The organism is Chryseobacterium sp. BGA-UO-ETr-SB22 (assembly GCF_059567885.1).
Genome location: NZ_JCAQOV010000004.1, coordinates 527,484 through 551,583 on the forward strand (window position 1 = coordinate 527,484; position 24,100 = coordinate 551,583).

Genomic DNA, 24,100 nt, shown 5'->3' on the forward strand with positions numbered 1-24,100 from the left:
TAATCGTATTTTCACCATCAAATCACATCATTCATGGAATTTCCTGTTTTAGAGACTGAAAGGCTTATTTTACGTCAGCTTACTTTCAATGATACCCAAGACTTGTTCGAGTATTTTTCTCTGGATGAAGTCATGGAATATTATGATCTGGAGACTTTCAAAACAGAAGAGGACTCACGGCGCATTATTCAGCACTTTAACAGTGAATTTGAAAAAGGAAAAGGATTCCGATGGGCGCTTGAACTGAAATCTGAAAAGAAAGTGATCGGCACCTGCGGCTACCACAATTGGTACCGGGAACATTTCAGAGCCGAAATCGGCTACGAGCTCAATCCAAAATTCTGGCAGCAATCTTATATGAAAGAAGCCATTCTTCCTATCCTGACTTACGGATTTGAAACTATGAGGCTTCACCGGGTAGACGCATTCATTGATCCTTCCAATATTTCTTCTGAAAAGCTGCTGTCTTCATTAAATTTCAGCAAAGAAGGAACGTTGAAAGATTATTTTTTTGAAAAAGGAAAATTTGTGGATGCCACAATCTTTGGGCTTATCAATAAATAAATTGATTCAAAATCTAAAGCTAAGAAGCAAAGAAAATGAATTAACTCACCTTATTTTTCGTTCGCAAAGGCATTCCATTTAGCAATTGAAAGCTTCTTCGCTGAGTGAAACATCTTTACGGGCTCTTAGCAGCAATAAAACTAAAACTTGCTTCTTTGCGTTAAAATTATCTAAGATGTAATTTTTATCTTCCTGTTCTAAGGTGTTTCTCCAAAGCCTCAGAACTTTTCTTATAGGCCCATTTTTGCTTGTAGTTTACCCATTTGGCTTTGAATAATTTTCTCATGAGCTTATCCGTGTATCTCATAATGAAGACATGATACAGCATATTGGCAAAGACATTCGGTTTATTGGGAAGCGCTCGTAATGAAAGTGAAAAACCAGGCTCCAGGTATCTATTGAAGTGCCAGAAAGCCCCTGGAATAAAGAGAGCATCCCCATGTTCCATAAAAATTTCGTACCCTTTGGCATATTGTAAAGCCGGAAACCTTTCATAATCAGGGTTTTCATAATCTAACTCATAAACTGTATGAACAGATAAAGGGACTTTATATAAAAACGGAGACTGTTTCTGATCAAACAAAAGGATTCTTTTCTTTCCTTCAAAGTGGATATGCATAAAATCACCCAAATCCACATCATAATGCATTAAAACATGAGCTTCACTCCCTCCAAAAAATAATGTCGGAAGTCTTTTAAAAAATTTTATTCCCAAATCCGGATAGGTGAAATTTTTCAGCAGCTCAGGAAGTCTGTCTGTAATGATATAGAAAAAAATGCGCAAATCTGAAGACCTTTTTTTTATGGTATCAATGTATTCCTTCATTTTCATTTGGGCTACCGGAGCATCAGAACTTTTGGTCGCATCCGCAGGCTTGTTGTCATACAACGGAACCTCCTGATCTCCCGCTTTTTCACGAATATAGGCCAGATTCCATTTGTCGAAAGCATCCCATCGACTCGCAAAATTCTTGATTAAAAGAGGTTTCTGCTTTTTAAAATAATTCTTCTGAAAATCTTCTTTACTGATATCATTTACAGTATCTACGTTTTCGAGGATCATGTATTTTGTATTTAATGCGAAATAAAAATAGTCTTTTTTTGAAACCTGCAAAAATTAAAAAAAGAGCCCTCCAAAATTAGATCTCACAAGTTTTCATCAGCCGGAACTGAGTGAAAAAAATTATATTTGTGGTAACAAGTGAATTTATGAGAGTCTACAATACCAAACATTTCCTTAGAATTCTTTTCAGTTTACACAAAAGTGATACACTGAAAATCCTTTTCCCAAGTATGGTTCTAATAGGACTCTATTCCTGGGGAATTCAGTACCTGGAAGTAGAATATCTGCACCTTACCTCAAAATCAGGAATCAGTAACGTGGGAATGATTCATTCTCTGTTGGGTTTTGTACTTTCACTTTTATTGGTTTTCAGGACCAACACTGCCTATGACAGATGGTGGGAAGGCCGAAAGCTTTGGGGAAAACTGGTCAATGACACCCGAAATTTTGCCATAAAAATCAATACCATTCTTGGGGACAACCGTCAGGATGCTGAGCAGATTGCAAGATATTTAAAGTATTTCCCTCATTTTTTAGCCAAACATCTTTCTAAGGAATCCACAAGACTCGCTTTGGATGAAGATTATTCTGAAATAGAAAATTCTTTGAAAAACCATGGTCCGAGCGAAATTGTTATTCTGCTGACTCATAAATTGAATTTATTGAAAAAAGAAGGTAAAATTTCAGAAATTGAAATGCTGTATTTAGATACTCAGCTGTCAGGATTTCTGGATGTATGCGGAGGCTGTGAGAGGATTAAAAACACTCCGATCCCTTATTCCTATTCTTCATTCATCAAGAAATTTATTATTCTGTACGTTTTTGCTTTACCCATTGCTTATGTTATCACCATTGGCCTTTTCATGATTCCGCTTACTGTTTTTGTATATTATGTACTGATGAGCCTTGAGCTTATTGCAGAAGAGATTGAAGACCCTTTCAATAATGATGAGAATGATATCCCTATGGAAACATTAGCACAGAATATCGAAAAAAATGTACATCAGATTATGAACAGAAAATAAAAAATCAAGCTTTTAAAGCTTGATTTCTTTGAGTTCACCGTCCTGTTTTATTTCGACAAATTTACTTTCTCTGTTTGCAGCAGAATATCCGTAGAAAAATGTGCTGTAGATTGGGTTAGAATACAGATAGTTTCCATATCCATTATAGGTATTTGAAGTTCCTGTCTGTTGTTGATAGCTTGCCGTTGCCGTAAAATTCACAATTGTTTCAAGATAATATTTACCTGGCTTCAGTTTTTCGAATTTGAACCTTCCGCGATTATCCGTTAAAGCCTCTACTCTATATTTAAAAGCCTCTTCAGACATATATACAGTGGTCTTTTTGTTTTCATATTTCCTTCTCATATCATAAAACTCTTCAAAATAAGGAGTCACCGGGAAAAGCATCACTACAGTTCCTTCTTTTGCATAATGCTTCTCTCCAAGCAGAGGTTTAATTCCTAATGCTGTTTTTTGTTTGGTAGAAGCAACTCCTTCAATCGTAGAATTCCCGAATCCAAGCATATCTCTGGCCATCTTTTTATCAAAAAAAACCTGCGGATAATAGGTGTTTTGTGCGCTCAGATACACAAACCCATACATCAGAATGAATAATGTGAATAATTTTTTCATAGTATATTTTTGAGTCAAATATAAGTATTTTACTATTTTTGAAATAAAAATAGCTATGAAGTACGTTTTTCTATTCCTTTTCTCCACTTCTGTCATTGTGATGGCACAGAAACCATGTGGATATAAAGACGGATTACAGGAAGGATCCTGCAAAGAGTTTTATGACAACGGACAGATAAAAAACACAGTAGAATGGGAAAAAGGAAAGTGGGACGGAGATGCTGTTTTTTATTATGATAACGGAAAAATACAGTCTAAAGGAGAATACAAAAAAGGATTCAAAGTAAAAGAATGGTCTTATTTTGATAAAAATGGAGTGCTTACATCCAAAGAAGCTTTCAGAAACGGAGACAAGAATATTTATGATAACAGCCTCACCGCTACATTTTTTTCTCCCGCAGGTAAGATCACTGAAATTTCCAATTATAAATTCAATAAATTACAAGGGGAAAGCAAAACCTTCCATGAAGACGGAAAATCTGTGAAAGACATCGGGCAGTATGACAACGGCCTGGCTACCGGAAAATGGAAAGTATTTTATCCATCAGGAAAACTACAGCGTGAAACTGAGCTTGCCAACGATAAGAGAAACGGCAACAGGGTTCATTACCGTGAAGACGGAAGCATAGAAAAAACAGAGGTCTATAAAGACGGAAAATTAATCTCAACAAAATAATACAATTGGTACAGAAACTAAAACTGGAAGAACTTAACAGAATAGATGTAGAAACATTTAAGAAGGTTGAAAAAATTCCGTTGGTCATCATTTTAGATAATATCAGAAGCATGCACAATGTAGGTGCAGCTTTCAGAACGGCAGATGCCTTTTTAATTGAAAAAATCATTCTTTGCGGAATTACACCGCAGCCGCCTCACCGTGAGATCCATAAAGCAGCGCTGGGCGCTACAGAAAGTGTAGACTGGTCTCATGAAGCAGACACGAACGCCGCTATTGCTGATTTGAAAAGCAAAGGATATGAAATCATCGGAATTGAGCAGACGACCGGCAGCAAGCTTATTACCGATTTTACGATTGACAGATCAAAAAAATACGCCTTGATTTTAGGAAACGAAGTGGAAGGAATCAGTGATGAAGTTCTCCCTAATGTTGATGTATTTTTAGAAATTCCACAGCTTGGAACAAAGCATTCTCTGAATGTAAGTGTATGTGCCGGAATTGTGATGTGGGAGTTTGCAAAAGCGTTAAAATAAAAAAACTGCATATGTCCTTAGTAGACAGTGCAGTTTGAAATAAATCTAATAAAAAGTAAAAATGAAAGGCGACAAAGGTACTTTTTTTTTCTTTACAATCAAATTTTAGTGGCATTTTTTTTGTTTCAGCTTAAAAAAAGTCGGGTTTTCAGAAAAAGTTTCATTTAATTTTTTATAAATTAGCACAATGTTTATCAAGGACTATATCTCAAAAGACTTTCCATGTTTTAGCCTGTCTGACTCCATAGAGTCAGCCAGAAATATGTTGGAGGATTTTGGATATTCCCATGTTTTTATCAAAAAATCCCATCATTTTTACGGAGCTCTTGCAGTGGACTTCTTATATGAAGAAGATGGGGGAACTTTGAAAGATCTTGAGCACCAGATTGAACGGTTTGCTATTCTGGAGGACAGCAATATTATGGACAGTATCCGTCTGTTTTATACCTTCAGCAGCAATGTGATCCCGGTGATTAATAAAAATGAAAAATATCTGGGGTATATTACCTGTGAAGATGTTTTTCAGGACCTTTCCCGATATCCTTTATTTTCGGAAACAGGAGCTATTCTTACTGTAGAAACTCCTGCCAGAAAATATTCTATGACGGAAATTACCAACATCGTAGAAAGCAACAACTCGAAGTTTTATGGAGGGTTTATAAGCTTTATGTCTGAAGAAGTGGTCCAAATAACAATAAAGATCAGCAATGAAAACCTGGCCTCGATAGACTCAACTTTTGACCGGTATGACTACAGAATTGTTGAAAAATACTATTCTGATGAGAAATCCGATCTGTTTAAAGACCGATTTGGTTTTTTACAAAAATTCATAGAAATATAACATGAAGGCAGCCATATATTCTCAGAAAAAAGATCTTGATACTTTTTTATATTTAAGCAAGTTTATCTCTGAACTTGAAGCCAGAGATGTAAAATCTGTTCTGTATGATGAAATGGCTGAAGCACTTCAGTTCTCAAAAATTTTCGAAACCTTCAACTGTAAGCAGGATCTTATTGATAAGGAAGTTGATCTGTTTTTCACTTTCGGTGGAGACGGAACGATTGTAAATTCTTTAACCTTCATTGAAGATCTTGAAATTCCTGTTGTGGGAGTGAATACCGGAAGACTTGGATTTTTGGCTTTTTTCACCAAAGAAGAAGCTTTTAAAGAGCTTGATTCCATCTTAAAAGGAGATGTAAAGACGAGCCGCCGTTCGGTTATTGAAGTTGTTTCTCCCAATCTGGAGGGATTTTTTCCTTATGCCCTGAACGATGTTACGGTTTCCAGAAAAGAAACCACATCAATGATTACAGTAGACTCTTATATCAATGATGAGTTTCTGAATGTATTCTGGGGTGATGGTGTTATCATCTCCACTCCTACCGGTTCTACCGCTTATTCATTGAGCTGTGGAGGCCCTATCATTTCTCCAAACAACGAAAATTTCGTCATCACTCCTATTGCCCCTCACAATCTGAATGTGAGACCTTTAGTGGTGAACGATAAAGTAGAAATAAAATTCAGGGTGGAAAGCCGTGTACCTCAATACTCTCTTTCTTTAGACTCCCGACTGATCCATATAGAAACTGATAAGGAAATTATCATTAAAAAGGCAGGTTTCCAGCTTCTTCTGGTACAGCCCAACAGTTTAAGTTTCTATGAGACGATCCGTCAGAAGCTACTTTGGGGAAGAGATAAAAGAAATTAGTAATTTCTTAAAAATGATTACCTTTACACGAAATTAAAACACCTAATAAATTTATAATAAAAAGTAAAACATGAGCAGAATTTTTCCGGCAGGAGTTGCCACAGGTCAGTTAGTTACTGATATCTTTCAGTATGCTAAAGAAAACAAGTTTGCATTACCTGCAGTAAACGTAATTGGATCAAGCAACGTAAACGCTGTGATGGAAACTGCAGCGAAATTGAACTCTCCTGTAATTATTCAGTTTTCAAATGGTGGAGCTGCTTTCAACGCAGGGAAAGGATTAAACAATGACGGACAAAAGGCTGCAATCTTAGGATCTATCGCTGGTGCAAAACATATCCACGCCCTTGCAGAAGCTTACGGAGCAACTGTAATTCTACACACAGACCACTGTGCAAAGAAATTACTTCCTTGGATCGACGGATTGATGGATGCTAACGAAGAATTCTTCAAGCAGACAGGAAAATCTCTTTACTCTTCTCACATGCTAGATCTTTCTGAAGAATCTTTGGAAGAAAACCTTGAGATTTCGGCTCAGTATTTCGAAAGAATGGCTAAGCTTCAGATGACTCTTGAAGTAGAAATCGGAGTTACTGGTGGAGAAGAAGATGGTGTTGACAACTCAGACGTTGATAACTCTAAATTATATACTCAGCCTGAAGACATAGCTTACACATATGAAAAATTAAAAGCTATTTCTGATAACTTTACCATTGCTGCTGCTTTTGGTAACGTACACGGAGTTTACAAGCCAGGAAACGTAGTTCTAACTCCGAAAATCCTTGACAATTCTCAGAAATATGTTCAGGAGAAATTCGGAACGGCTGCTAAACCTATCAACTTTGTATTCCATGGGGGTTCAGGATCTACTTTAGAGGAGATCAGAGAAGCTATCGACTACGGAGTTATCAAAATGAATATCGATACTGACCTTCAGTTTGCATATACAGAAGGCGTTAGAGATTATATGGTAAATAATATTGATTATTTAAGAGCTCAAATCGGAAATCCTGAAGGAGAAGAAAAACCTAACAAGAAATTCTATGACCCAAGAGTTTGGGTAAGAAAAGGTGAGGAAACATTCTCTACAAGATTGGTAAAAGCATTTGAAGATTTAAATAACGTAAATACTTTAAAATAAGAACTGTACATTTGTACCGATGTAAAACGTATTCATAAGAAATACATTTACATTGGTACATTTTACATTTATACATTAATACAAGCAAAAATGGCATTCGACTGGTTTAAAAGAAAAGCAAAAAACATTACCACTTCTACTGATGAAAAAAAGGACGTTCCCAAAGGCCTTTGGCATCAGACTCCATCAGGAAAAGTTGTGGAACATGATGAACTAAAGAGAAATAACTATGTTTCTCCTGAAGACGGATTTCATGTAAGAATAGGAAGTGCGGAATTTTTTGACATCCTTTTTGACGGTGGTAAATTTACCGAAATGGATGCTAACGTTGAAAGTATTGATATCTTAAACTTCAAAGATACAAAGCCTTACAAAGACCGTTTGAAAGAAGTAAAAGCGAAAACGAAGCTTACTGACTCTATCAGAAATGCTGTGGGAACTGTAAAAGGAACTGAAATGGTAGTTTCTTGTATGGATTTTGCTTTCATTGGTGGATCTTTAGGTTCTGTAATGGGAGAAAAGATCAGAAGAGCAGTAGATTACTGTATCAAGCACAAACTTCCGTATATGATTATCTGTCAGTCCGGAGGAGCAAGAATGCAGGAAGCCACTTACTCTTTGATGCAGTTGGCAAAAGTTCAGGCTAAGCTGGCTCAGCTTTCTGAAGCAGGACTTTTATATATCGCTTATCTTTGTGACCCTACATTTGGAGGAATCACAGCTTCTTTCGCAATGACTGCTGATATCATCATGGCAGAGCCGGGAGCATTGATCGGTTTTGCGGGACCAAGAGTAATCCGTGAAACGATTGGTAGAGACTTACCGGAAGGATTCCAGACATCAGAATTCTTACAGGAAAAAGGATTTGTAGATTTCATCGTAAAAAGAACTGAAATTCAGGATACTGTAGCAAAAACAGTTAATTTATTAGCTGTAAACGCATAATATCTGTAACAAAAACAATACAATCTCTCTCTAATTAGGGAGAGATTTTTATTTATGAGGACTTTTAAGATATTTTTCAATACCATCCGGAGCATGAGTTTCAAAAAGATTATACGTCTTTTATCACTTATCCTTCCCCATCCTCTTTTTGCCCTGCTAAGCTTTCATGCCACCGTAAAAGCGTTTACCATTGCCCAGACAAAATTCCCTGAGACAGCCTCCAACAACGGAATTGGAAATGCTTTCAGACATGCTCTGTGGTGCTGCTTCATCATGATGTACTGCTGCAAAGTATCTTCTCCTAAAAAAGCGCTGGATTTTTGCAAAAGAATAACAGATATGCATGAAGAACTATTCCCGAATGAGCCCCTGGAAACAAAAATGGATCTTCATAACAATAAAATCGGAATGGATTATTTCATGGAACTTCTTCCGGGTATTCACCGTCAGTTTTTTGAAAAAAGCTTTTTTGTAGAGGCTTTGGTCAAAAAAATGGATGAAGCTAAAGTTCTGAAGAATCTTGATGATGATTTTGAAGGGCATCTTGTTTACCTGAAGGAGTAAATCATTTTAGTTTTAAACGCTAGGGAGCGCAAGGAAAATCTAAAAACTTAGTGTATATTTTTTGTTCGCAATGGCATTTCATTCAGCGATGTTCTCTTATTTAAGTTCTCTTTGCTTAGTGCTAACAAAAAACATCATTTTAGAAACCTTTGCGGACATTGCGTTAAAATGGTCTAAGGTCTGAAACCATCATTAATTCTATTTCACATCAGAATAACAAAAGACTTTAGTTATTTTTGTGGTTTAAAGTATTTTTGATAAGTTTAAACAATTAAATCAATCAAATGGTTCTCAGCAGAATTTGGTCGGCTTTCATTATCATTGCCATTGCCATTGCCAGTATAAAATACGTTTCTTCAGGTCACTATAAAACCATTTTCAATGATATGGTGGTAGGTAAAGGTGGTGATACTGTGAAGGTTGTATCTCAACCGATGAACAGCCTCTCTCCTGTTATCAGAGACAGCCTGATGAAAAAGAATGATTTTGCGGACAGCAGAATTCATTATAAAACAGATTCTTTAAAACAAAATGTAAACGTTTACCGTGTTCAGGAAGCTGATGGAGTGATTGGAACGTCAGAAACTGCCGTGAAGATCTGTATTGGTCTCATCGGAATCATGACCTTATTCATGGGATTTATGAGTATTGCAGAAAAAGCAGGAGGTATCAACCTTTTAAGCCGTCTGATTCAGCCTTTCTTCTCGAAATTATTTCCTGATATCCCCAAAAACCATCCTGCATTTGGACATATGCTGATGAATTTCAGTGCCAACCTTCTGGGGCTGGATAATGCAGCAACTCCTTTTGGATTAAAAGCCATGGAAAGTCTCCAGTCTTTAAATCCTAATAAAGATACAGCCAGTAATTCACAGATTATGTTTCTGTGTCTCCATGCCGGAGGTATGACTTTGATTCCCGTATCCATTATTGCCATCAGAGCATCTATGGGCTCTAAAACGCCTACAGATATTTTCCTGCCTTGTATGATTGCTACTTTTGCGGCTACATTGGCAGCAATGATCATCGTTTCTCTTTATCAGAAGATTAATCTGCTTCGCCCTGTAGTTATCGCTTATGTAGGGGGAATTTCAGCAGTGATTGCCTTATTGGTAGTCTATCTTGTACAGCTGAGCAAAGATCAGCTGGATGATTTCAGCAAAGTATTAAGCAATGGTTTAATTCTTTTCATTTTCCTTGCTATTGTACTTGGAGCCCTTTACAAGAAAATCAACGTTTTTGATGCCTTTATTGAAGGAGCAAAAGAAGGCTTCACTACCTGTGTCAAGATTATTCCTTACCTGGTTGGGATGCTGATTGCTATTTCACTATTAAGAACTTCTGGTGTTTTTGATGTGATCATTGATGGAATGAAATGGGTTGCTAATGTTGCCAATATGGATCCAAGATTTGTAGACGGACTTCCGACAGCTTTAATCAAGCCTTTATCCGGTTCAGGAGCAAGAGGAATGATGGTAGACACAATGACAACGTTTGGAGCTGATAGTTTTCAGGGGAAATTAGCCGCTGTACTTCAGGGAAGTTCAGATACGACATTTTACGTGATTGCAGTCTATTTTGGCGCCGTAGCCGTTAAGAATACAAGATATACGGTAATCGCTATGCTTCTTGCCGATTTAGTCGGTGTTATTACTGCAATTGCATTAGCTTATTTGTTCTTTGCTTAATAAAAGAGTTGCTGGTTGCTGGTTTCTAGTTTTTTTAACCGTGAAAAAAGATATTAATGAGCTACGAAAAACTTGACATTTATAATATTGCTTTTGAATTGTTTATTGAAACACATAAATTGTCACTCAAACTACCTCACTACGAATTATATGAATTGGGCAGCCAATTGAGACGATCAGCCGATTCAATTGTTACAAATATTGCAGAGGGATACGGAAGAAATAGCTATAAAGGTGATTTTATTAGATTTCTCACTTACTCTCAAGCAAGTTGCGACGAAACAATATGTCATCTATCAAAAATAACCAGGCTTTATCCGGAATTACACTCAGATTTTAAAGAAAAATCAGAGCAATATAAACTCTTAGGAGGAAAAATCAATAACTTTATAAAATATGTCCAATTAAGCTGGCGAACCTAATCCAAACCAGCAACTAGCAACAAAATACCCCATTATGATTACAGATAAAGAATTTACCTTACGACTTATTCGTCAATTAACCCAGGCTTTGGAAAAACTGATCCTGGATAAACCCGAAGAAAGTTTAATGCAGAAAGAACTGGATTTTGATACCTTGATGAGAGACATTTTCAAGATGAGCTTCACAGAAGTTTCTTCTAAAACCAAGGAAGAAATGATTGCCATTGTCAATGAAAGACAGGAAAGAGATCACAAAGACTATTACGAAATGCTGGGAAATCTGTTCTACTTTAACAGCAGACATGAGCATAACAAAGATTTTCAGGATAAAGCAAAGACTTTCTACGAGCTGTATCTTCAGACCAGCGGTATTTTTGCCCTTCCGATCATCAATAGAATCAACGAATTAAAAAAAGCACTTGAATAAAGTGCTTTTGTATTTTTAGAATGTAATTTTATAAGTTCCGGTAGAAGAAGTACTGGCTTTCTCTGCCTTTACATATTTCTTCACCCAGGCTACTGAGGTAGATGATACACAAGGATCTGAAACACCTCCTAATCTTCTTGCAGACACCACATTTCCTGCTTTATCTACAGTATAAGCAATGGTAATTGATCCGCTTGCTGTACAGCTGTGAGATGGCTGCGCTCCTCCTCTTCCCATTGTCCCCGGAATATAACCCGTCAGTTTTCTGTCGATTCCTACTTTACTATCACCGTTTCCGTCTCCACCTAAGGGATCTCCTGCATTTCCTATGCCCTCTCCTGTTCCCTGGCTTCCCGCTTTTGTGCCTCTTCCTTTGATCAGGTTTCCAATGGCGGCATTTCCTTTTCCATCTCCATTTCCTGTTTTTGAATTGGCTGTTGCTGCTCCGGATTTTTTGGTATTTTTAGAAGCGCTGGTACTTGTTGCTTCTTTTTTCTCAGCTTTTTTTGAATCTTCCTTTTTAGGAACTGTTGCTTTTGAATTTCCTGTGATGACCTTCTCCTTTGTCTCTACTTTTTTGGGTTCAGGGGTAGGAGCCGGTTCTGGTTTTACAATGGTTTTTGTTTCCGGAACAGGGGTTTCTGCAGGTTCAGGGGTCACTTCTTCAGTAGCTGCAGCAAGACTTCCCGGCTGCTCAGCAGGTTCTTCAATACCTTTCCCATTTCTATTGTCCCCGAAGTTCACCAACATGGTAGTAACCACTTCAGGATCTTTGTCAATCTCAGGTTTTAGTTTATACAAAAAAACAAAAAGCAAAATAGCAGCCCAGATAAGAACAGAAAGCAGAGCGCTCTTTATCCTATCTTTGTTTTCTTCGTTTTTGTTTGCTGTATAGCTTCTCATCTTAACAGGTAATTCTTTCCGGAAATCCGGATTTGTTATTTATCTTTAACGGTTGCAATCGCAATGTTAAACTTATATTTTTCAGCAATTTCCATTACAAAAACAACATCTTTATGCAACGTATTTTCGTCGGCTCTGATTGTGAAAGACTTATTGGTCTGCCCGGCTAATTTATCTACAATAATCTTTTCCAGTTCCCCTTTACCGGCAGGATTGTCATCCACAAAGAATGAGCCATCCGGCTTGATGCTTACTGTCACTGGATTGGGTATAGTATCGTCAACAGCTCCGGCTTTCGGCAGATTCACATCAATGGCGCTCTGATTGGCCGCAGAAGATGTGATCATAAAGAATATCAGCATCAATAGGATGACGTCTGTCATCGCTGCTAAGCTGAATTCCGGGTTTGCTTTATTTCTTCTCTGAATTTTCATCGTAAGAAAGATTTATAAAGGTTTGTTGATAAGGTCTAAAAATTCTCCTGACATATTCTGAGCCTTCAGTACAAATTTATCTATTCTTGTCAATAGAATATTGTAACAGAAATTTGCAGGAATTGCTACTGCCAAACCGACAGCGGTCTGTCCCAACGCGGTATAAATACCTTCTGAAAGTGTTTTCGGAGAGAAAGATCCTGTAGCGTGGGATAAATTAAAGAAAGCAATAATCATCCCGATTACCGTACCCAAAAGTCCCAACATTGGTGCAATACTCGGTACTACCGCCAGAAGGTTCAGGTTTTTCTCCATATTGGCAACCTCTACCTGGGCCTGTGATTCCATAGCACTTACAATATCAGAAACAGGACGTCCCAATCTTGAAATTCCTTTTTCTAAAATTCGTCCTTCCGGAGAATTCTGTGTTTTGCAATAATCAGCTGCAGCCTCTATTTTTCCTGCTTTGATAAAGTCTTCAATATTGTTCATGAAGTTGGAATCCGTTTTTGAAGTCAGCCTTTTGATAAAGAAGAATCTTTCAAAAAACAGATAGAGAGAAAATATCCCCAACAGCAACACAATGGCCATCACTATTTTAGCGAATGCACCCCCATGGAACATGATTTTCCAGAATGAGAACTCTAAGTTGTCTGCAGCAACTGCAGGTGTAGCGATTTGTGCAAATAAAATCTGAGAAAGTTCCGTTAACAGCATTAAATGTGAATTTTATTAAAGTTTCAACGACAAATGTAATAGAATATTATGAATTGAACTCTTAAAAATTGCTTAAAAACAACTTAAAATTTGTTATTATTTACCGATAGCAAATTTCTTTCCAAAAAATAATTTTGAAAAGAAATTCGATAGTAAAAAAGGAACAAGGCTTCTGTTAATCCTCGTCTACCTCAATATCATCCTGCTTGAATTCGCATTTTAATCTAAAAGGAATCGGTGTATCAGATCCGGTATAGAAATCATCAATGGTGCCCTTCCAGATGACCTGAAGCTCTCCCTCTTCATTTCTTTCGAAAAGAAGCTCGTTGTCGTAGATATAAGCATCTTCGTCATCGAAAAGATCTACTTCTGTGTAGGTTTCTTCATCAGAGTCATTGATTTTGATTGTTTTTCCTTCTATTTCCGTCGATTCAATAGGCAAATCGAAAACTTCAAGTGAAAGCTGCGGAAACTTGTACTGTAGTGAATCATCGTCTACGTGATCCAAACTGTCATCCGTAATAACTTCAACCTCTAAAAAATGTTGTTGATTGCTGTAGACCGCTTTACAATAAGTATTTCTGATATTGTATTTTAGCGTCTCCTCCGGATGGTAAATTTTTAAAATCCCTTTCATTTTTTCTTAAAAAAGAACTGTAATAATATGATTGTTAAACGTTTTAGACAAAGATAAAAAATTGATTCAAAGTTGAAAGTATTTTGAAAATAATTTTTTAAAATCGGCTTATACAATAATACTGAATATCCCAATAATACTTACTTTTGTTTTCATAAAGATTCTGAAAATGAAAAATATTTTATCAAAAGGTATTCTGGGATTAGGGTTGATGATTGGTCTTGCTTCATGCAAAAAAACGGACTCTCCTCTTACCAAAGTAACGCCTAGCAACCTGGATTCTATTGCTTCCAACTATTATGAGCAGTACCTTAAGCTATACCCTTTAGATGCTACTTCTCAGGGGGATACAAGATACAACGACCAGCTTCCTATCAACATTGATAAAGATTTTATCTCAGGAGAAATCGCTTTCTATAATTCTGTACAGAAACAACTGGAGCATGTAGATTACAAAGCTCTTACTGACGAAGATAAAGTGGTGTATGATGTGCTGGATTATACTTTAAAAGATAAAATTGAAGCCTATGCCTATCACCCGGAATATATTCCTTTCACACAATTCGGAGGTCTTCCGCTTACTTTTCCATTGTACGGGAGCGGACAGGGCAGCCAGCCTTTCAAAACTGAAAAAGATTACAGTGACTGGCTAAAAAGAATGGAAAAATTTCCGGAATGGATGGATGCAGCAGCAGACAACTTCCGTGACGGAATTAGTAATAAAATAGTGCTTCCTAAAAAACTGGTTATTAAAATGATACCTCAGATGAAAGCAGAGGAAATCACAACTGCCGATATGGAAAAGAATATTTTCTACGGGCCAGTAAGGAACTTCCCAAAAAGCTTCACGCAGGATCAGAAAGACAAGTTTTCAGCACTTTATAAAGAAGCTATCATGAAAAAAATTATTCCTGCCTATACTAAAATGGGTGTCTTTTTAGAAAAAGATTATCTTCCAAAAGCAAGAGATACTGACGGATACAACAGTCTTCCCAACGGCAACGAAATTTACAGCTATTATGTAAAAAGCTGGACAACGACTAAGAAATCTCCTGAAGAGATCAATAAGATTGGATTACAGCAGGTAGCCATGCTTCGTGCAGAAATGGAAAAAGTAAAGCAGCAGGTAGGTTTTAACGGAACTCTGGAAGAGTTTATCACTTTTGTGAAAACGGATCCAAAAGCGATGCCTTATAAAACCTCTAAGGAAGTTTTAAATGCCTTCAATGGTATTCTGACGAAGATTACTCCGAAGCTTAAAACGATGTTTAACGTTACTCCGAAAACAAAGTTTGAAATCAGACAGACAGAAAAATTCAGAGAGGCTAGTGCCAGCGCAGAGTACATTCCGGGAACTCCTGACGGTAAAAGAGCGGGTATATTTTATGTTCCACTCCCTGATCCTACAAAATTCAATGTTACTTCAGGAATGGAATCTCTTTTCCTTCATGAAGCCATCCCAGGACATCATTACCAGGTTTCTCTGCAGCAGGAAAACACAAAACTTCCTAAATTTATGAGATTCGGATGGTTCGGAGCCTATGGTGAAGGATGGGCACATTATTGTGAAACATTAGGCCCTGAATTCGGTTTATATACTGATCCTTACCAGAAAATGGGATATCTGAGTGATCAGATGCTGAGAGCAGTACGGCTTGTAGTAGACACTGGACTTCACACAGGAAAAATGTCAAGAGAAGAAGCCATCAAATATTTCCTAAGCAACATTTCTTATGATGAGGGATCTGCCACAGCGGAAGTAGAAAGATATATGGCAATGCCGGGACAGGCTTTAGGCTACAAAATAGGGTCATTAAGAATCCGTGAGCTTAGAGAAAAATACCAAAAAGAACTAGGAAAGAAATTCAATCTGGCAAGCTTCCACGATGAAGTATTAAGCCAGGGATGCCTTCCATTGGATGTTCTTAACAGAAAAATGGAGCTTTGGGCTCAAAAACAAAAATAGTTTCATATGAAACTATTTTTGTTTTTTATGCTTATTTTTTTGACCGCTTTAAGCTGTCAAAAGGATCAAAATTTTGAAAATTTTATTGTTGACAAAAGATTATCCACTTATGATACCATTCAGCTCCTGTCAAAGTATCCTGAGCTGAAATTATATAACAGTGAAATTATTGAAAGTAAAACAAGAACAGCTTACATTATTCAGAAAGCATTTTATTATGACGGACTTCTTAAAGGATCATTTCTGTTTGAAGATTATAAGTGTAAAGCTCAATATCAGAACGACACTTTAAATATCTTGCTAAACAACGATAATGGATATTTTGGAAATGGCGTTCTAGTAAAAGTCTTCAATAATCAGTTTTATATAAAAGATATTGATCCTAAAACCTTAAAAGGTGAAAAAAAATTCATAAAATCAAAAGTTTCAGAACAGAAACTGATTCTAAACACCAATATATTCAAAAAAAATGATAGCATTTATGGATTCATAGACTACAAATGCCGGATTGACAGTTTGGTTTATAAACACTTCAGAGGATATTTTAAAACTACAATACAACAAAATTGATATGATTACAGAAAGCCTGATCTCTCTTTACAACAGAGATTTAAATAAATTAAAAACAGAGATAGAAGCCTATCAAAGCGAAGAAAATCTTTGGATAATCGATAAAAGTATCGCGAATTCTGCGGGAAATCTGGTCCTTCATCTGGTTGGAAATCTCAACCATTTTATAGGAACACATCTTGGAAATACAGGATATGTGAGACAACGTGACCTGGAATTTTCCTTAAAAAACATTCCAAGAACCGAACTTATTGAAAAAATAGAAGCAACTGCAACAATGATAAATTCTACTCTTTCTCAATTATCGGAAGACGACCTGAAAAAAGAATATCCTCTTGTTGTTTTTGAAAATAAAATGACCACAGATTACTTCCTGATCCACCTGATTGCCCATCTGGATTATCATTTGGGACAGATCAATTATCACAGAAGATTACTGGATATTTAAATCCATTACCTATAAAAAAACTAAAATAAGCGCAACGATAACAAAGTAGTTCTTGCGTTTTATTTTAGTTCGCAAGGGCGTTTTACTTAGCAAGGACACCCTTGTCTTGGCTGAACAAAGTGCCCTTGCGAACTATTTTGATATCATTTTTCACAAAACCCTGGCGAACTTAGCGTTAAGTTAGAATAGGTTATTTTTCAAACATCATTTTCGTAATAAAATCCTTCTCTCCTTTTCCTCTTGCCGGAGAATATTCTCTTCCGTAGAAAATAATCTGAAGATGAAGCTTATTCCATACTTCTTCAGGAAATAAACTCTTTGCATCACGTTCAGTTTCTACCACATTTTTTCCGGAGGTAAGTTTCCACTGCGTCATCAGACGGTGAATGTGTGTATCCACAGGAAAAGCGGGAAATCCGAAGCCCTGACTCATTACAACCGAAGCCGTTTTGTGTCCTACACCCGGAAGGGCTTCCAATTCTTCATAAGTCTGGGGAACAATACCGTTATGTCTTTCCAATAAAAGTTCGGCCATTCTTTTTAAGTTTTTGGCTTTCGTATTGGATAATCCTATTTCTTTGATCAGTTCTTTGATTTCAAATTCTTCCAACTTAGCCATTCTTTGCGGCGTTCCTGCTACTGCAAAAAGATCAGGCGTAACCTGGTTTACCTTTTTATCTGTGGTTTGTGCAGAAAGTGCCACTGCAACCATCAATGTATACGGATCGGTGTGATCTAACGGAATAGGCGTTGTAGGATATAATTTTTCCAGTTCTATCTGAACGAGCTGAGCTCTTTGTTTTTTTGTCATGTAACGCTTAAATTTGAACAAAATTAAATCATTATGCTGAAAGTTGGAGATAAATTACCTGAATTTGAAGAACTCAATCAGGACGGAGAAACAGTAACCTCATCAAAATTAATTGGAAAAAAACTCGTGGTTTTCTTTTATCCACAAGCAAGTACGCCAACCTGTACCGTGGAAGCCTGTAACCTGAGTGATAACTATACGAAGCTTAAAAAAGCCGGATTTCAGTTACTGGGAATAAGTGGTGATTCTGTAAAAAAACAGAAAAATTTTCATAGTAAATTTGCTTTCCCTTATGATCTTATTGCGGACGAAAACCGCAGTATCATTGAAAAATTCGGGGTATGGCAGGAGAAAAAAACGTTTGGAAAAACCTATATGGGAATTGTAAGAACCACTTTTATTTTTGATGAAAATGGTATTTGTACAAGAGTGATTGAGAAAGTGACTTCAAAGACTGCTGCTGAGCAGATTCTGGAAGGATAATTTTTTTTTTTAAAACACAGATATCACAAATCTTTTCACAAATAAGACAGATACATAATTGTGTTATTTGTGAAAAGATTTTTTTATGGATTTATTATTCTGTTTCGTAATAGTTTAATTCTTCGGTCTCTCCGGGAAGAGTCACATGCTTTTTAAACTTTAATCCCAATTTTTCGATCAGATTTTGGGAAGAAACATTATCTTTTGAAATAATAGCTGATATTTTTGATAGCCCAAACTCATCCATCCCAATGGATTTGACCTTCTGAGCAGCTTCAAAAGCATATCCTTTTCCTTCAAACTCTTCCAATAGAGAATATCCTATATCCACGATATCAAGCCCTTCTCTTTCAAAGATTCCTACCGCTCCTACTTTTTCATTCCCTTCTTTAGTTACTAAAAGATAGTTTCCAAATCCCAGTCTTTCAATCTGTGGAGCAAATCTGTTCAGGATATAATTTTCAGCATCTTCAATAGTATTAACATTGCGGTTGCCGATATGTTGAATAAATTTAGGTCTGTTATAAAGCTCAAAGATAAAATCTCTGTCTTCACGAGACATTGGACGAAGTATTAATCGCTCTGTCTCATAAGTATTATTTGCGCTTGGGTGTTTTTTTAGGCTCATCTTTCTTTGGTTCTTCTTTTTTTTCGATTTTTAAAAGTCTCGGGTTATTAGTACACTTTTTATTATAAAGCTCAATATAGGTTCCATTGTCCTTCACATTGCTTACAGTACCTGTTGATTTATTTACAGTTACCGTATAATGTGTTTTCTGGTAAGGACACTCCTTTGAGGTCAGTTTTCCAAGGTCCAGATAATAATTCGATTTGTCTTCATGATAATTACCCGCAAGATCCTTGAATTCCTCATCCACCATATATCCTTCAGCAGCCAGCATTACAGCGGCTTCCTGAGCATTATCAATCCGGTCTATAAATTTCTTAAGTCCTTCAACATCGGTAACATAATTTACTTTACCTCCTTCCGAATAAGCAATATAATAAAAGCTGTCTTCACTGGGAAAAAGGTTGAATCCAGAGAACTGAGGGGTATAATTTACCTTACCCGAAATCTTTATTTCCTCACCTTTTCCATAGCTGTTGTATACCAATACCCATGAGTCTACCCTATTACCTGGGTTTACCTGCTGTAAAATATTCGGAATGCTTGAAAATTTTTTCTTCTCCTGAGAATATCCTAAGATTCCCAAAAGTAAAAATGTAAGAATTGTAAATCGGGTTGCAGCTTTAATCATAATATAAAAATCAGCAGAAAATATACCAAATATTACATAAACTTATCTCCTTTCTTAAAGTTCTTTAAGTCAAGAACATAATCTTTTATAAGCTGGTCGTTATCTCGCGGGCAGATAAGAAGCGCTTTATCTGTATCTACAACAATGTAGTTTTCAAGGCCGTCAATGATTACCGCCTTGTTATTGTTTCTTAAACGGATAATATTTCCTTTTGAATTATAGGAAAGTAAGTGCTTTAATTTCACCGCATTTCCTTCTTTATCTTTTTCTGTATTTTCGTACACAGATGTCCAGGTTCCCAAATCACTCCATCCTAAGTCTGATGGAATCACATACACATTCTTTGCTTTTTCTAAAATTCCGTTATCAATAGAGATTTTCTGAACCTTTGGATAAATGGTTTCAATACAGCTGTTTTCTTTTTCTGAATTGTATTCACAAGCCATAAAATGCTGCATCATCTCCGGAAGATAAAGATCAAAAGCATGGTGAATACTTTTTACATTCCATATAAAAATACCTGCATTCCAAAGGAAATCGCCACTTTCTAAGAAACTTTGAGCAATTTCAAGAATCGGCTTTTCTGTGAATGTTTTAACCTTAAAATATTCGGACCCTTTCTTTTCTACAAACTGAATGTAGCCATAGCCCGTATCAGGTCTTGTTGGAGTAATTCCTAATGTTACCAGATAATCATGTTTTGAAGCTACCTCAAATGCCAGCCCCACTTTTTCCAAAAATACATCCTCTTTAAGGATCAGGTGATCTGCCGGAAGCACAATCATTGTTGCATCTGGATTGATCTCAGCAATCTTGTTGGCCATATACAGGTTACAAGCAGCCGTATTCTTCATAAGTGGTTCACCCACAATGTTTTCTTCAGGAATCTCCGGAAGCTGCTGATGGGAAAGAGCCACATATTCCTTATTCGTAATCACGAATATTTGTTCTTTAGGAATTACCTTGCTGATTCTGTCATAGGTCTGCTGAATCATAGTACGCCCGGTACCTAAAATATCCTGAAACTGTTTTGGAAATTTCTGCGTGCTCATCGGCCAGAACCGGCTCCCGATTCCTCCCGCCATTATAACGCAGTATCTATCTGATTTTAACATTCTTAGCTACATTTTTCTACCCTAGCTAATGGCTTGAAAGAATACTTCCTTCCAGTAGCCAGGTTCTTACAAAGATAGTTTTTTTTAACTAGACCTTCTAATAAATACTTTTCGTTACGGTATATAAAAAACTCACCCTTCTGAAGTTCTTCGATAAAATGAAGAGTATCATCTTGTTTCTCAGTATGGAAATATCTTACCAGATCAGGGCTTGCCATGAAATTTGCTTTGGGTGATTTTGAAAACTTTACGATGATAGGTTTCAACTCTTCATCATAAATTTCAAGGCTTTCAAGGAGCATATTTCTGAAAGTTTCTTTCCATTCATTGCCATGAGGAGAGATTCTTCGTCCATATTTTTCAAATGCAATCAAGTGTGCCAGTTCATGGGTTAGCACAAAGAAAAAAAGCTGCGGGGTAAGCGTAGAGTTTACCGTAATTTCATGAGAATTGTCCGGAAGCCTTCTGTAATCTCCCAGTTTTGAATTCCTGTTTCTTGTAACTTTTATATGAATATAGTAATCTGAAAACCAGATTCTTAAATATTTAAGAGTATTGTTTTTAGGTAAATATTTTTCTAATGATTGAATAGGCATTTTACAAACTTAATGGAATTCCTGCATAGAAGTTCAGTAGTTTAACACTAAAAAGATAATTATATTTTGCCTGCGCTACTGATCCCTGTGCATTTGCATAATTATTTCTTGCGACATTCACATCGTAAATGGTTGTTCTACCAGCAGCATAACTTTTGTCAGCAAATTCAAGAGCCAGCTTAGAACTTTTTTCAGCTTCCACAGCTGCCAGGTAATTTTCATAATTGGCATCTGCATCAAACTGAGCTTTCTGTACATTCTGTCTTACGGTCTGCTTCTTCTGCTCTAGGGTATTTTTGGCAATATTTTCATTTATTTTAGACTGCTCTACCTGAAGTTTTGTGATTCCCTTATTGAAAATAGGAATATTTACAGAAAGGCCGGCCTGCTGCCCGAAGTTATCCTTATACTGCTGGAAAAATCCTTTTTCCTTCACATACACAAATTCATTTCCTATATTATCTGTATTTAAAAGATTATTATAGAAAGTTCCTATCCCTACGTTTGCTGTTATGGTAGGCCAAAATGCTGTTTTGGAAACCTCTGTTTGCGCCTCTGCCGAATTGATTCTGCTTACAGCTGCCTTTATCTGAGGTTGAGACTCATAGGCTATAGACAGAACTTCATCAACCGATTTTAGCTCTGGTGCCAGCTGATCCGGAACGGATACATCATCTACGTCAAAATCCTTATAGTCAGACAGCTGCAAAAGTTGAACAAGAGCAAACAAACTACGTCCTACATTTACTTCAGCCGTTTTTAAATTTTGCTTTTCTCTTGCCAAAGCTGCTTCTGCCTCTGCTAAAACAGTTTGTGCTGTTGTTCCGACGTTTGTTGTTATTTTGGCTCGGTCAAATTGTTTTTGAGCGTTACTTACAGCACTTTCAGATATTTTTACAATTTCTTTATTCAAGAGTGTGGTTAAGTACTGCTGGGCAATTTGTAATGAGATGTCATTTTTAATGGTTTCTATATCATAAAGGCTTGCCTCCAGATCAAACTGGCTTTTTCTAACGGTCTTTTCGAGTCTGCCATTATTATACACCAAAACATCAGCTCCAAGACTGGCATTATTACTGAATCTATCGTTTCTCAAACTCCCCGTACCAAATGATGTTTGTCCAAAACTTACCGTGTTCCCCAAGCTTGCAGAAACGGATGGTAAATATCCTTTTTTCGCAATTTTAAGATTGGCGTCCTGTGACTGTTTGTTATACTGATTTTGGATAACCTGAAGATTATGCTCCACTGCATAGCTTACACATTCTTTTAAGGACCATTTCTTCTGAGCGCTCAAACCCAGATATCCTAATCCAAAAACGATGATCCAAACTTTTTTCATATTATGTAGATGTTTATTTGTTTTTAATGGTCATATGGAATCGTGTTATTTTCATCAGTATTGTACCTTGCAAATCACAGCGACTTCATATTAAGATTTTTCAATATTAGACGAATTAAATATAAAAAAGTTACAGATTGAAAAATTATATTTTTTTTTAAGAAAACTTTTGGGAATTTTGTACCATGACAAATGAACAATACCAGGAAGCTATCGACTGGCTTTTCGTACAGATGCCCAACTATCAGATAGATGGACAGAAGGCTTATAAACCCGGGCTTGACAATATTACAAAGCTTTGTGCTTTCTTTGGAAATCCGCAGGATAAAATAAAATGTATCCATATCGGCGGAACTAACGGAAAGGGCTCTTCCAGCAATATGCTGGCATCCGTTCTTCAGGAAGCTGGCTATAAAACGGGATTATACAATTCTCCGCATCTGATAGACTTTACAGAACGCATTAAGGTTGATGGAAAAAACTGTAATAAAGAATTTGTCTTTGAGTTTATTCAAAAATTAAGAACGCTTCCGGAAGATATCCGACCTTCTTTTTTTGAGTTTACTACGATTATGGCTTTTGAATATTTTTATCAGCAGCAGGTAGATTTTGCCATTATTGAAGTTGGGTTGGGAGGAAGACTGGATTCTACCAATATTATTCAACCTTTGATTTCTGCTATTACGAATGTTCAGCTGGATCATCAGAATATTCTGGGAGATACCATTGAGGAAATTGCTGCAGAAAAAGCAGGAATTATTAAAAACAGCATTCCTGTAATCTCTGGTGATGAAAATGAAATAGTCAAAAATATTATCAGAGAGAAAGCAGCAAAAGAAAATGCCCCGTTTATAGACGCAACTTTTATTGAGACTGATCTCGACTCTGATCTGAAGGGAAATTATCAGAAAAAGAATCTCAGAGTGGTATTGGCTGCGGTAGAAGAATTAAGAAAACTGGAAGTATCTATTTCCGACAAAGATCTTGCAAACGGCCTGCTCCATGTTCATCAGAATACAGGATTCATTGGCCGTTGGTTTGAATTTTCAAAAGAACCGCTTACAATTTGTGATACAGGACACAATCAGGCAGGTTTGGAGTATGTTTTTTCACAACTACGTTCAATTGACAGGCACAAACATATCATTTTGGGGTTTGTGAATGACAAAAAAATAGATGATGTGATGAAATTACTTCCTGAAAATTCTGAGTTTTATTTTGCAAAACCATCCGTCAACAGGGGAAGACACCCGGAAGATTACGAAAATCTGCTTCAGGAGGCGAAAATTTTTTATAAAATTTTTGATTCTGTACAAGAAGCATATCTATCTGCAAAAGAACGATGTACAAACGAAGAAATGATTTTTATTGGCGGAAGTAACTTTGTTGTTGGAGATTTTTTAGAAAAAAATTTGGAGATATCTGAATAAGTTGTATATTTGCACCA

The 24,100-nt window shown here is 36.6% G+C and carries 29 protein-coding genes; 17 read left to right on the plus strand and 12 right to left on the minus strand.

Annotated elements, in window-relative coordinates; translation table 11 throughout:
• The first annotated feature begins 33 nt into the window (after nt 1-33).
• Nucleotides 34-564, plus strand: a complete 531-nt coding sequence (locus tag AC57AW_RS06130) for a GNAT family N-acetyltransferase (RefSeq protein WP_496351200.1) — start codon at nt 34-36, stop codon at nt 562-564.
• Nucleotides 565-748: 184 nt separating this feature from the next.
• On the opposite strand, the gene AC57AW_RS06135 is transcribed toward AC57AW_RS06130, so the two are convergent.
• Entirely contained in the window at nt 749-1,627 is an 879-nt protein-coding gene (locus AC57AW_RS06135) for a cupin-like domain-containing protein (protein WP_496351201.1), read from the minus strand.
• Nucleotides 1,628-1,755: 128 nt separating this feature from the next.
• Between AC57AW_RS06135 and AC57AW_RS06140 the strand changes: the two genes are divergently transcribed.
• The gene (locus tag AC57AW_RS06140; protein ID WP_496351202.1) at nt 1,756-2,652 is read left to right on the plus strand and encodes a bestrophin family protein; all 897 of its coding nucleotides are present in this window, start codon (nt 1,756-1,758) and stop codon (nt 2,650-2,652) included.
• Nucleotides 2,653-2,664: 12 nt separating this feature from the next.
• Here AC57AW_RS06140 and AC57AW_RS06145 read toward each other — a convergent pair whose 3' ends face one another.
• Nucleotides 2,665-3,264, minus strand: a complete 600-nt coding sequence (locus tag AC57AW_RS06145; RefSeq protein ID WP_318847604.1) for a hypothetical protein — start codon at nt 3,262-3,264, stop codon at nt 2,665-2,667.
• A gap of 55 nt (nt 3,265-3,319) precedes the next feature.
• Between AC57AW_RS06145 and AC57AW_RS06150 the strand changes: the two genes are divergently transcribed.
• The 10 genes from AC57AW_RS06150 to AC57AW_RS06195 all read left to right on the plus strand — a co-directional run bounded on the left by AC57AW_RS06150 (nt 3,320) and on the right by AC57AW_RS06195 (nt 11,372).
• On the plus strand, nt 3,320-3,940 hold the full coding sequence (locus AC57AW_RS06150) for a toxin-antitoxin system YwqK family antitoxin (RefSeq protein ID WP_318847605.1): 621 nt from the start codon (nt 3,320-3,322) through the stop codon (nt 3,938-3,940).
• Between the two features lie 5 nt (nt 3,941-3,945).
• Nucleotides 3,946-4,476 (plus strand): RNA methyltransferase, encoded by a 531-nt coding sequence (locus tag AC57AW_RS06155; protein ID WP_496351203.1) that lies wholly within the window; start codon nt 3,946-3,948, stop codon nt 4,474-4,476.
• Nucleotides 4,477-4,663: 187 nt separating this feature from the next.
• On the plus strand, nt 4,664-5,317 hold the full coding sequence (locus tag AC57AW_RS06160) for a CBS domain-containing protein (RefSeq protein ID WP_318847607.1): 654 nt from the start codon (nt 4,664-4,666) through the stop codon (nt 5,315-5,317).
• Nucleotide 5,318: 1 nt separating this feature from the next.
• Nucleotides 5,319-6,185, plus strand: a complete 867-nt coding sequence (locus AC57AW_RS06165) for an NAD kinase (protein WP_318847608.1) — start codon at nt 5,319-5,321, stop codon at nt 6,183-6,185.
• Nucleotides 6,186-6,255: 70 nt separating this feature from the next.
• Nucleotides 6,256-7,326 carry a class II fructose-bisphosphate aldolase gene (gene fbaA, locus AC57AW_RS06170; RefSeq protein ID WP_496351204.1) on the plus strand — a complete coding sequence of 357 codons (1,071 nt, stop codon included), beginning with the start codon at nt 6,256-6,258 and terminating at the stop codon, nt 7,324-7,326.
• Between the two features lie 90 nt (nt 7,327-7,416).
• Entirely contained in the window at nt 7,417-8,271 is an 855-nt protein-coding gene (gene accD / locus AC57AW_RS06175) for an acetyl-CoA carboxylase, carboxyltransferase subunit beta (RefSeq protein ID WP_318847609.1), read from the plus strand.
• 54 nt (nt 8,272-8,325) lie between these two features.
• Nucleotides 8,326-8,835, plus strand: a complete 510-nt coding sequence (locus tag AC57AW_RS06180) for a DUF6973 domain-containing protein (RefSeq protein ID WP_496351205.1) — start codon at nt 8,326-8,328, stop codon at nt 8,833-8,835.
• Nucleotides 8,836-9,119: 284 nt separating this feature from the next.
• Complete coding sequence (locus AC57AW_RS06185; RefSeq protein ID WP_496351206.1) at nt 9,120-10,523, plus strand: nucleoside recognition domain-containing protein; 1,404 nt, start codon at nt 9,120-9,122, stop codon at nt 10,521-10,523.
• Between the two features lie 56 nt (nt 10,524-10,579).
• A complete protein-coding gene (locus tag AC57AW_RS06190) occupies nt 10,580-10,945 on the plus strand; it encodes a four helix bundle protein (protein WP_496351207.1) in 366 nt (121 codons plus the stop codon).
• Between the two features lie 34 nt (nt 10,946-10,979).
• Nucleotides 10,980-11,372, plus strand: coding sequence for a hypothetical protein (locus AC57AW_RS06195; protein ID WP_496351208.1), 393 nt, complete (start codon nt 10,980-10,982; stop codon nt 11,370-11,372).
• 15 nt (nt 11,373-11,387) lie between these two features.
• On the opposite strand, the gene AC57AW_RS06200 is transcribed toward AC57AW_RS06195, so the two are convergent.
• From AC57AW_RS06200 to AC57AW_RS06215, 4 genes are all read right to left on the minus strand, one after another.
• Nucleotides 11,388-12,275 carry a ferric siderophore ABC transporter substrate-binding protein gene (locus AC57AW_RS06200; RefSeq protein WP_496351209.1) on the minus strand — a complete coding sequence of 296 codons (888 nt, stop codon included), beginning with the start codon at nt 12,273-12,275 and terminating at the stop codon, nt 11,388-11,390.
• Between the two features lie 35 nt (nt 12,276-12,310).
• Nucleotides 12,311-12,709: an ExbD/TolR family protein gene (locus AC57AW_RS06205; RefSeq protein WP_496351210.1), complete on the minus strand. Its 399-nt coding sequence runs from the start codon at nt 12,707-12,709 to the stop codon at nt 12,311-12,313.
• 12 nt (nt 12,710-12,721) lie between these two features.
• A complete protein-coding gene (locus AC57AW_RS06210; RefSeq protein ID WP_109737859.1) occupies nt 12,722-13,426 on the minus strand; it encodes a MotA/TolQ/ExbB proton channel family protein in 705 nt (234 codons plus the stop codon).
• Nucleotides 13,427-13,601: 175 nt separating this feature from the next.
• On the minus strand, nt 13,602-14,063 hold the full coding sequence (locus AC57AW_RS06215; protein ID WP_236852277.1) for a hypothetical protein: 462 nt from the start codon (nt 14,061-14,063) through the stop codon (nt 13,602-13,604).
• Nucleotides 14,064-14,232: 169 nt separating this feature from the next.
• Here AC57AW_RS06215 and AC57AW_RS06220 point away from each other — a divergent pair, with 169 nt between their 5' ends.
• The 3 genes from AC57AW_RS06220 to AC57AW_RS06230 are packed head-to-tail and all read left to right on the plus strand — an operon-like array spanning nt 14,233 to nt 17,047.
• Nucleotides 14,233-16,029: a DUF885 domain-containing protein gene (locus tag AC57AW_RS06220; RefSeq protein ID WP_496351211.1), complete on the plus strand. Its 1,797-nt coding sequence runs from the start codon at nt 14,233-14,235 to the stop codon at nt 16,027-16,029.
• Nucleotides 16,030-16,035: 6 nt separating this feature from the next.
• Entirely contained in the window at nt 16,036-16,599 is a 564-nt protein-coding gene (locus AC57AW_RS06225) for a hypothetical protein (protein WP_496351212.1), read from the plus strand.
• A gap of 1 nt (nt 16,600) precedes the next feature.
• Nucleotides 16,601-17,047 (plus strand): DinB family protein, encoded by a 447-nt coding sequence (locus AC57AW_RS06230; RefSeq protein WP_496351213.1) that lies wholly within the window; start codon nt 16,601-16,603, stop codon nt 17,045-17,047.
• Nucleotides 17,048-17,237: 190 nt separating this feature from the next.
• On the opposite strand, the gene AC57AW_RS06235 is transcribed toward AC57AW_RS06230, so the two are convergent.
• On the minus strand, nt 17,238-17,858 hold the full coding sequence (locus AC57AW_RS06235) for an endonuclease III domain-containing protein (RefSeq protein WP_496351214.1): 621 nt from the start codon (nt 17,856-17,858) through the stop codon (nt 17,238-17,240).
• 33 nt (nt 17,859-17,891) lie between these two features.
• Here AC57AW_RS06235 and bcp point away from each other — a divergent pair, with 33 nt between their 5' ends.
• Complete coding sequence (gene bcp / locus AC57AW_RS06240; protein ID WP_496351215.1) at nt 17,892-18,341, plus strand: thioredoxin-dependent thiol peroxidase; 450 nt, start codon at nt 17,892-17,894, stop codon at nt 18,339-18,341.
• 94 nt (nt 18,342-18,435) lie between these two features.
• Here bcp and AC57AW_RS06245 read toward each other — a convergent pair whose 3' ends face one another.
• The 5 genes from AC57AW_RS06245 to AC57AW_RS06265 are packed head-to-tail and all read right to left on the minus strand — an operon-like array spanning nt 18,436 to nt 22,653.
• Nucleotides 18,436-18,969, minus strand: a complete 534-nt coding sequence (locus AC57AW_RS06245) for a GNAT family N-acetyltransferase (RefSeq protein ID WP_496351216.1) — start codon at nt 18,967-18,969, stop codon at nt 18,436-18,438.
• Complete coding sequence (locus AC57AW_RS06250; protein WP_318847621.1) at nt 18,938-19,600, minus strand: hypothetical protein; 663 nt, start codon at nt 19,598-19,600, stop codon at nt 18,938-18,940. The genes AC57AW_RS06245 and AC57AW_RS06250 overlap by 32 nt, the downstream gene beginning before the upstream one ends.
• 32 nt (nt 19,601-19,632) lie before the next feature.
• The gene (locus AC57AW_RS06255; RefSeq protein ID WP_318847622.1) at nt 19,633-20,715 is read right to left on the minus strand and encodes a mannose-1-phosphate guanylyltransferase; all 1,083 of its coding nucleotides are present in this window, start codon (nt 20,713-20,715) and stop codon (nt 19,633-19,635) included.
• 2 nt (nt 20,716-20,717) lie between these two features.
• Nucleotides 20,718-21,311, minus strand: coding sequence for a SprT-like domain-containing protein (locus AC57AW_RS06260; RefSeq protein WP_496351217.1), 594 nt, complete (start codon nt 21,309-21,311; stop codon nt 20,718-20,720).
• 1 nt (nt 21,312) lies between these two features.
• Nucleotides 21,313-22,653, minus strand: coding sequence for a TolC family protein (locus AC57AW_RS06265; protein WP_496351218.1), 1,341 nt, complete (start codon nt 22,651-22,653; stop codon nt 21,313-21,315).
• Between the two features lie 185 nt (nt 22,654-22,838).
• On the opposite strand from AC57AW_RS06265, the gene AC57AW_RS06270 reads away from it, so the two are divergent.
• A complete protein-coding gene (locus AC57AW_RS06270; RefSeq protein ID WP_496351219.1) occupies nt 22,839-24,083 on the plus strand; it encodes a bifunctional folylpolyglutamate synthase/dihydrofolate synthase in 1,245 nt (414 codons plus the stop codon).
• The last annotated feature ends 17 nt before the right edge of the window (nt 24,084-24,100 follow it).

What these genes read in the sequence shown, in the direction of transcription:
- AC57AW_RS06130 (WP_496351200.1), top strand. Translation starts at nt 34, where the DNA reads ATGGAATTTCCTGTTTTAGAGACTGAAAGGCTTATTTTACGTCAGCTT.
- AC57AW_RS06135 (WP_496351201.1), bottom strand. Translation starts at nt 1,627, where the DNA reads ATGATCCTCGAAAACGTAGATACTGTAAATGATATCAGTAAAGAAGAT.
- AC57AW_RS06145 (WP_318847604.1), bottom strand. Translation starts at nt 3,264, where the DNA reads ATGAAAAAATTATTCACATTATTCATTCTGATGTATGGGTTTGTGTAT.
- AC57AW_RS06150 (WP_318847605.1), top strand. Translation starts at nt 3,320, where the DNA reads ATGAAGTACGTTTTTCTATTCCTTTTCTCCACTTCTGTCATTGTGATG.
- AC57AW_RS06160 (WP_318847607.1), top strand. Translation starts at nt 4,664, where the DNA reads ATGTTTATCAAGGACTATATCTCAAAAGACTTTCCATGTTTTAGCCTG.
- AC57AW_RS06165 (WP_318847608.1), top strand. Translation starts at nt 5,319, where the DNA reads ATGAAGGCAGCCATATATTCTCAGAAAAAAGATCTTGATACTTTTTTA.
- fbaA (WP_496351204.1), top strand. Translation starts at nt 6,256, where the DNA reads ATGAGCAGAATTTTTCCGGCAGGAGTTGCCACAGGTCAGTTAGTTACT.
- accD (WP_318847609.1), top strand. Translation starts at nt 7,417, where the DNA reads ATGGCATTCGACTGGTTTAAAAGAAAAGCAAAAAACATTACCACTTCT.
- AC57AW_RS06180 (WP_496351205.1), top strand. Translation starts at nt 8,326, where the DNA reads ATGAGGACTTTTAAGATATTTTTCAATACCATCCGGAGCATGAGTTTC.
- AC57AW_RS06185 (WP_496351206.1), top strand. Translation starts at nt 9,120, where the DNA reads ATGGTTCTCAGCAGAATTTGGTCGGCTTTCATTATCATTGCCATTGCC.
- AC57AW_RS06190 (WP_496351207.1), top strand. Translation starts at nt 10,580, where the DNA reads ATGAGCTACGAAAAACTTGACATTTATAATATTGCTTTTGAATTGTTT.
- AC57AW_RS06195 (WP_496351208.1), top strand. Translation starts at nt 10,980, where the DNA reads ATGATTACAGATAAAGAATTTACCTTACGACTTATTCGTCAATTAACC.
- AC57AW_RS06200 (WP_496351209.1), bottom strand. Translation starts at nt 12,275, where the DNA reads ATGAGAAGCTATACAGCAAACAAAAACGAAGAAAACAAAGATAGGATA.
- AC57AW_RS06205 (WP_496351210.1), bottom strand. Translation starts at nt 12,709, where the DNA reads ATGAAAATTCAGAGAAGAAATAAAGCAAACCCGGAATTCAGCTTAGCA.
- AC57AW_RS06210 (WP_109737859.1), bottom strand. Translation starts at nt 13,426, where the DNA reads ATGCTGTTAACGGAACTTTCTCAGATTTTATTTGCACAAATCGCTACA.
- AC57AW_RS06215 (WP_236852277.1), bottom strand. Translation starts at nt 14,063, where the DNA reads ATGAAAGGGATTTTAAAAATTTACCATCCGGAGGAGACGCTAAAATAC.
- AC57AW_RS06220 (WP_496351211.1), top strand. Translation starts at nt 14,233, where the DNA reads ATGAAAAATATTTTATCAAAAGGTATTCTGGGATTAGGGTTGATGATT.
- AC57AW_RS06225 (WP_496351212.1), top strand. Translation starts at nt 16,036, where the DNA reads ATGAAACTATTTTTGTTTTTTATGCTTATTTTTTTGACCGCTTTAAGC.
- AC57AW_RS06230 (WP_496351213.1), top strand. Translation starts at nt 16,601, where the DNA reads ATGATTACAGAAAGCCTGATCTCTCTTTACAACAGAGATTTAAATAAA.
- AC57AW_RS06235 (WP_496351214.1), bottom strand. Translation starts at nt 17,858, where the DNA reads ATGACAAAAAAACAAAGAGCTCAGCTCGTTCAGATAGAACTGGAAAAA.
- bcp (WP_496351215.1), top strand. Translation starts at nt 17,892, where the DNA reads ATGCTGAAAGTTGGAGATAAATTACCTGAATTTGAAGAACTCAATCAG.
- AC57AW_RS06245 (WP_496351216.1), bottom strand. Translation starts at nt 18,969, where the DNA reads ATGAGCCTAAAAAAACACCCAAGCGCAAATAATACTTATGAGACAGAG.
- AC57AW_RS06250 (WP_318847621.1), bottom strand. Translation starts at nt 19,600, where the DNA reads ATGATTAAAGCTGCAACCCGATTTACAATTCTTACATTTTTACTTTTG.
- AC57AW_RS06255 (WP_318847622.1), bottom strand. Translation starts at nt 20,715, where the DNA reads ATGTTAAAATCAGATAGATACTGCGTTATAATGGCGGGAGGAATCGGG.
- AC57AW_RS06260 (WP_496351217.1), bottom strand. Translation starts at nt 21,311, where the DNA reads ATGCCTATTCAATCATTAGAAAAATATTTACCTAAAAACAATACTCTT.
- AC57AW_RS06265 (WP_496351218.1), bottom strand. Translation starts at nt 22,653, where the DNA reads ATGAAAAAAGTTTGGATCATCGTTTTTGGATTAGGATATCTGGGTTTG.
- AC57AW_RS06270 (WP_496351219.1), top strand. Translation starts at nt 22,839, where the DNA reads ATGACAAATGAACAATACCAGGAAGCTATCGACTGGCTTTTCGTACAG.